Origin of the sequence: Enterobacter sp. KB-221C9 (genome assembly GCF_041320715.1) — a bacterium.
GTDB classification, from domain to species: domain Bacteria; phylum Pseudomonadota; class Gammaproteobacteria; order Enterobacterales; family Enterobacteriaceae; genus Enterobacter; species Enterobacter asburiae_D.
In genome coordinates this window covers 426,202-432,201 of record NZ_JBGIWG010000001.1, presented here as the reverse complement: position 1 = coordinate 432,201, position 6,000 = coordinate 426,202, and the positions used below count along the sequence as shown (strand labels likewise).

The window sequence follows — 6,000 nt, the reverse complement described above, 5'->3', positions numbered from 1 at the left end:
GTCCGCAATCGCCCAGCCCCCTTCCTGCCCCGGCGCCCACGCCACGATCAGCGCCGCAACCTTATCCTCCAGACCCTGCAGGTTGTATGGACGCCCCCCGGTCATGACCACAATCACCGGTTTACCGGTGGCGACCAGCGCTTCCAGCAGCTGTTGCTGCACGCCCGGCAGGTTCAGGGAATCGGTATCGGAACCTTCCCCCACGGTACCGCTCTGGAACAGCCCGGCGAGATCGCCCACGCAGGCGACCACCACGTCACTCTCCCGCGCGGCGTTTACCGCCTCGGGGATGAGTGCGGTGCTCAGCGAAACCGGCGACTGCTGCATCGGTTTGCCGCCGCTGTCGCCCGGGAAGACCGGCGCGCCCGCCATCCGTTTTTCGATAATGTGGCACCCTTTGGCATAGCGGACGTTCGATGCGCCGAGATACTGCTCCAGCGCCGCGCGCGGGGTCGTGACCTGCGAGGTCTCTTCCACCATATCGCTGATGATCAAATGCACCGGGAAGCTGTAGCCGCTCAGTAACGCCAGCGGATCGTCTGCCGTCGGCCCCACTACCGCCACGCGGGGTTTACCGCCGAGCGGCAGAATGCCGTTGTTTTCCAGCAGCGTGATAGATTTCGTCGCCACCTCCCGCGCGACCTGGCGGGTTAAATTGTTTTGCAGATCGATACCGTTTTCATCCGCGTACGGCTTTTCAAACAGCCCCAGGCGGAATTTTTCGGTCAGCACGCGCGCCACGATCTCATCGACCTTCGCCATAGAGATCAGCCCGCGCTCTACCGCTTCCGCCAGATGCCGCGCGCAGTCGTCTTTCGGCAGCTCAACGTCCAGCCCGGCGTTGAACGCCAGCGCGGCAGATTCGGCCGCGTCGTGGGAAATCCCATGATGCTGGTGCAGCAGGCTGACGCCGCCGTAATCCGCCACAATAATCCCGTCGAATCCCCACTGTTCGCGCAGGACGGTGGTCAGCAGGAAGCTGTCGCTGTGCCCCGGCTGGTTATCAATATCGTGATACGCAGGCATTACCGAACCGGCGTTTGCCAGCTTGACCGCCATTTCAAACGGCAGCAGGAAGGTGTCGTTCAGCTCGCTAAAGCCCAGGTGGACCGGCGCGTGGTTGCGCGCCCCTTCGCTGAACGAGTGACCCACGTAATGTTTCAGGGTCGCCAGCAGGTCGCGTTTATCGCCCTGTAAGCCCTTCACGTAGGCGGTTGCCATCACGCCCACCAGCCAGGGATCTTCCCCGAAGGTCTCTTCGGTACGCCCCCAGCGCACGTCGCGGGACACGTCCAGCACCGGCGCAAGCCCCTGCTGGCAGCCAACGGAGCGCGCCTCTTTGCCAATCTGCTCTGCCGCCCGCTGCACAAGCTCCGGATCCCAGGTCGAACCGTAGTTCAATGACGACGGGAACAGGGTGGCGTCTTTGCAGAGCAGCCCCACCAGACACTCTTCATGGAACAGCGCCGGGATGCCAAGACGCGTCTCTTCCATCATCATCCGCTGCAGGCGGTTCGCGGCGCGCACGCCGGTTTTCGCGTCAACGATGTGGGTGCCCAGCGGACGCGTGATCTGCCCGACGCCCAGCTTCAGCCGTTCGCTAAGCGACGCCTGCTCGCTCACGCCGGCGAATTCGTCGCTGAGGTCGCTGCGCTCGCGGTGGTTACCGTTTTCATCGAGGATCAGCCAGTACGCGTGCATCTGGGCGAACTTCTCTTCTGGGGTCATGCGCGCCAGTAAATCGGCGACGCGCTCGTGCACGGGACGTCCCACGTCCTTATAGATAGCTGTCATGTTTTACTCCTGTAGTGCGGAAGGGGTTGCCGGGCTAAGCTGCCCCGCTTCGGATCTGACTTCACGCTTGCTGGCCAACTCCCGGGCGATGGAATCCACCAGCCGGCTGTTGAGCTTGTAGATGGCAAGCAGCGCGACCATGCAGAGGAACAGCGCGCACGGGATAAGGGTGAACAGCGCGCTGATGGTCGAGAGAACGTTCGGCGCCTGGGTTGCCTGCCCCGGGGCGTAATCCACCATGCCAAGCACCCAGCCGACCACCGCCCCGCCCAGCGCCAGGCCAAACTTGATGGCAAACAGCGCGGTGGAGAAGACCAGCCCGTCCAGGCGGCGGCCGCTGCGATGCTCCTCGTAGTCGACCACATCGGAGAACATGGTCCACTGCAACGGCGTGGTGAGGTTTTGAATAAAGCTAAAGACGATGTTCAGGCCAAAGATCGGCCACACCTGCGAAGGCGGCAGAAAGAAAATCAGCGCGCCGAAAATCACGAAGGAAATAATGGTCCACTGATAGGCGCGTACGCGGTCAAATTTCCCCAGCAGCCGTTCAGATAATAATGCGCCGCTTAAGGAGGCCACCATGCCGGAAACAATAAAGGCAAAAACCAGATCCGGGCGCAACAGCACGTAGTTCACGTAATACAGGGTGGCGGAACCACGCGTCACCACCGCCGTTAACAGCAAAATATTAAACAGAAACACAATCCGCCACTGGCTGTTCGCGGCCAGCAGTTTTAAATCGGTGACCATGGAGCCGGAGGTATCATTGCGCGGAGAATAACGCTCGCGGGTCATCAGGAAACAGCAGAAGAACAGCACAATTCCCAGCAGCCCCATCAGGCTCATGGCATAGAAATAGCCTTTCTGCACGTTGCCCTGGCCTAACAATGAGACCAGCGGCAGGGCGATAACCGTCACAATCAGCCCGCCGATAAACGACAGGCCAAAGCGCCACGACTGCAGAGAGTGGCGCTCGCGCGGATCCAGCGTCAGCGCGCCGGGCATGGCGCAGTAAGGCACGTTAATCGCGGAGTAAATCAGGCTTAAAATCGCGTAGGTCACGCAGGCATAAACGATTTTCCCCGTCGGCCCAGCGTCCGGCACATAGAAGGTAATCAGGCAGCTCACGCCAAACGGGATGGCGAACCACAGCAGCCAGGGACGGAAACGGCCGTGACGCGTCCGGGTACGATCGACCAGCGCGCCAATGCACGGGTCGACAAACGCATCGATCGCGCGCACCACTAAAAACATGGTGCCCATAATCGCAGCGGGGAGCCCAAACACGTCTGTATAAAAATAAGCGAGAAATAACGTTGCCGTTTGCCAGACCAGCGCGCTGGCCATATCACCTAAGCCATAGCCTATTTTATCTTTGGTACGCAATACAGAGGAGAGTGTCATTGTTATTTGCCTTTTTATCAGGTTAAAACGTATTTCAACCAGTTGCGCATCTTCTTAAGGGAAATGCGCAGTAAGGCTCAAGTATTAGCAACGCTTTGCGCGCTAACAATTGTCTAAATTAACAGACAAATTATGATATTTGGTTTTTTGTTTTATTTGTGATGGGGAGCAAATAAGAAATGAAATAAAAAAGGCGAGGAATAATATCCTCGCCTTTTCGGGTCAGCGTGACGTTACTTGTTCAGTTCCGCCAGGCTCAGCCAGGTTTGCACCACGGTGTCCGGGTTCAGGGAGAGGCTATCAATCCCCTCTTCCATCAGCCATGCGGCAAAGTCTTCATGGTCGGACGGACCCTGACCGCAGATCCCGACGTATTTACCCTGCTTCTTCGCCGCGCGGATGGACATGGAGAGCAGCGCTTTCACCGCTTCGTTGCGCTCGTCGAACAGCTCGGAAACCACGCCGGAGTCGCGGTCCAGGCCCAGCGTCAGCTGCGTCATGTCGTTCGACCCGATAGAGAAGCCGTCGAAGTGCTCCAGGAACTGCTCGGCCAGCAGGGCGTTGGACGGGATTTCGCACATCATGATGATCTTCAGCCCGTTCTCGCCGCGCTTCAGGCCCTGACGCGCCAGCTCGTCCACCACGGCTTTCGCCTGATCCACGGTACGCACGAACGGGATCATGATTTCGACGTTGGTCAGCCCCATGTCGTTGCGCACGCGTTTCACCGCGTCGCACTCCAGCGCGAAGCAGTCGCGGAAGCTGTCGGCAACGTAACGTCCGGCCCCGCGGAAGCCCAGCATCGGGTTCTCTTCTTCAGGCTCGTAGCGCTCGCCGCCTACCAGGTTGGCGTATTCGTTAGACTTAAAGTCAGACAGACGCACGATCACGCGTTTCGGATAGAAGGCGGCGCCCAGCGTCGCGATCCCTTCGGTCAGACGGCCGACGTAGAACTCTTTCGGCGAGTCGTAGCCTTTCATCATCTCGCGGATTTCGTTCTGCAGCTTCGGATCCTGATCGTCAAACTCCAGCAGCGCGCGCGGGTGAACGCCAATCATACGGTTGATGATAAATTCCAGACGCGCCAGGCCAACGCCTTCGTTCGGCAGGCAGGCGAAGTCAAACGCGCGGTCCGGGTTACCGACGTTCATCATGATCTTCAGCGGCAGGTCCGGCATGGTGTCTACGCTGGAGCTCTTCACGCTGAAGTCGAGAATATCGGCGTACACGTAGCCGGTATCGCCTTCGGCACAGGAGACGGTCACGTTCTGCCCGTCGTTCATGCGCTCGGTGGCGTCACCGCAGCCGACAACCGCAGGGATACCCAGCTCGCGGGCAATGATCGCCGCGTGACAGGTACGACCGCCGCGGTTAGTGACGATAGCCGCCGCTTTCTTCATGATCGGTTCCCAGTCCGGGTCGGTCATGTCGGTCACCAGCACGTCGCCTGGCTCAATACGGTTCATCTCGCTGATGTCGTGGATCACTTTGACCGGACCGGCACCGATACGGTGACCGATGGCACGGCCTTCCGCCACGATTTTGCCCTGCGCGTGCAGCGTATAACGCTCCATCACCTGACCGCGTGAGCGGACGGTTTCCGGACGCGCCTGCACGATAAACAGCTTACCGGTGTTCCCGTCTTTCGCCCATTCGATGTCCATCGGACGGCCGTAGTGTTTTTCGATCTGTACCGCCTGCTTCGCCAGTTCCTGCACTTCGGCGTCGGTCAGGGAGAAGCGGTCGCGCTGCTCCTGCGGGACATCTTCAATTTTAACCTGCTTGCCATGCTCCTGGGTCGGGGCATAGATCATGCGGATTTTTTTCGAGCCCATGGTGCGGCGCACCACCGCCGGGCGGCCAGCGGCCAGCGTAGGCTTGTGGACGTAGAATTCGTCAGGGTTTACCGCGCCCTGCACCACCATCTCACCCAGACCCCACGCGGAGGTGATAAACACCACCTGGTCGAAGCCGGATTCGGTATCAATGGAGAACATCACGCCGGATGAGCCCACGTCAGAGCGCACCATGCGCTGCACGCCAGCGGAGAGCGCCACGCCGCGATGGTCGTAGCCCTGGTGCACGCGATAGGAGATGGCGCGGTCGTTGAACAGGGAAGCAAACACGTGCTTCACCGCCACCAGCACCGCATCGTAACCCTGGACGTTCAGGAAGGTTTCCTGCTGTCCGGCAAACGAGGCGTCCGGCATATCTTCTGCAGTTGCAGAGGAACGCACGGCAAAGGAGGCCTGCGCATCGTCAGCAGAGAGCTGGTTGTACGCGTCGTGAATGGCTTTTTCCAGTTCCGGCTGGAAAGGTGTGTCGATGATCCACTGGCGGATCTGCGCCCCGGCTTTGGCAAGCTCGGTAACGTCATCAATATCCGTTTTATCCAGCAGGTCGTAAATGCGCTGGTTTACACCGCTCTGGTCTAAAAACAGGTTAAACGCATCGGCGGTCGTGGCAAACCCGTTCGGTACGGAGACACCCATACCCGACAGATTTGTAATCATTTCACCCAGGGAGGCATTTTTGCCCCCAACTCTGTCTACATCATTCATGCCGAGTTGGTTATACCAAAGCACCAGCGGTGACGAGCCATTGTTGGACATCGAAACAATCCTTTTGTGATATTTGATCGGAGTAAGTAACACCTGACTACGTATTTATACTGGCATAATTATTTCCGCTAAAAAAACGGTGAATCGTGTAAGCAATTTAAAATTTCAACTTTTCGGATACTTTCCCACCAGCCAATAACCCGATGATTCCTATATATTCAGCCAGAAACCCCAAAAATAA

Annotated in this window: 3 protein-coding genes; all 3 read right to left on the bottom strand. The window is 58.6% G+C overall.

What is annotated here, in order from left to right:
• The coding region (locus AB8846_RS02105; protein WP_370731900.1) for a glycoside hydrolase family 3 protein at positions 1-1,794 on the bottom strand (1,794 nt) is incomplete at its 3' end.
• Positions 1,795-1,797: 3 nt separating this feature from the next.
• Positions 1,798-3,198, bottom strand: coding sequence for an MFS transporter (locus AB8846_RS02100; RefSeq protein WP_370731899.1), 1,401 nt, complete (start codon positions 3,196-3,198; stop codon positions 1,798-1,800).
• Positions 3,199-3,431: 233 nt separating this feature from the next.
• Complete coding sequence (gene ppsA / locus AB8846_RS02095) at positions 3,432-5,810, bottom strand: phosphoenolpyruvate synthase (protein WP_370731898.1); 2,379 nt, start codon at positions 5,808-5,810, stop codon at positions 3,432-3,434.
• Positions 5,811-6,000 lie beyond the last annotated feature (190 nt).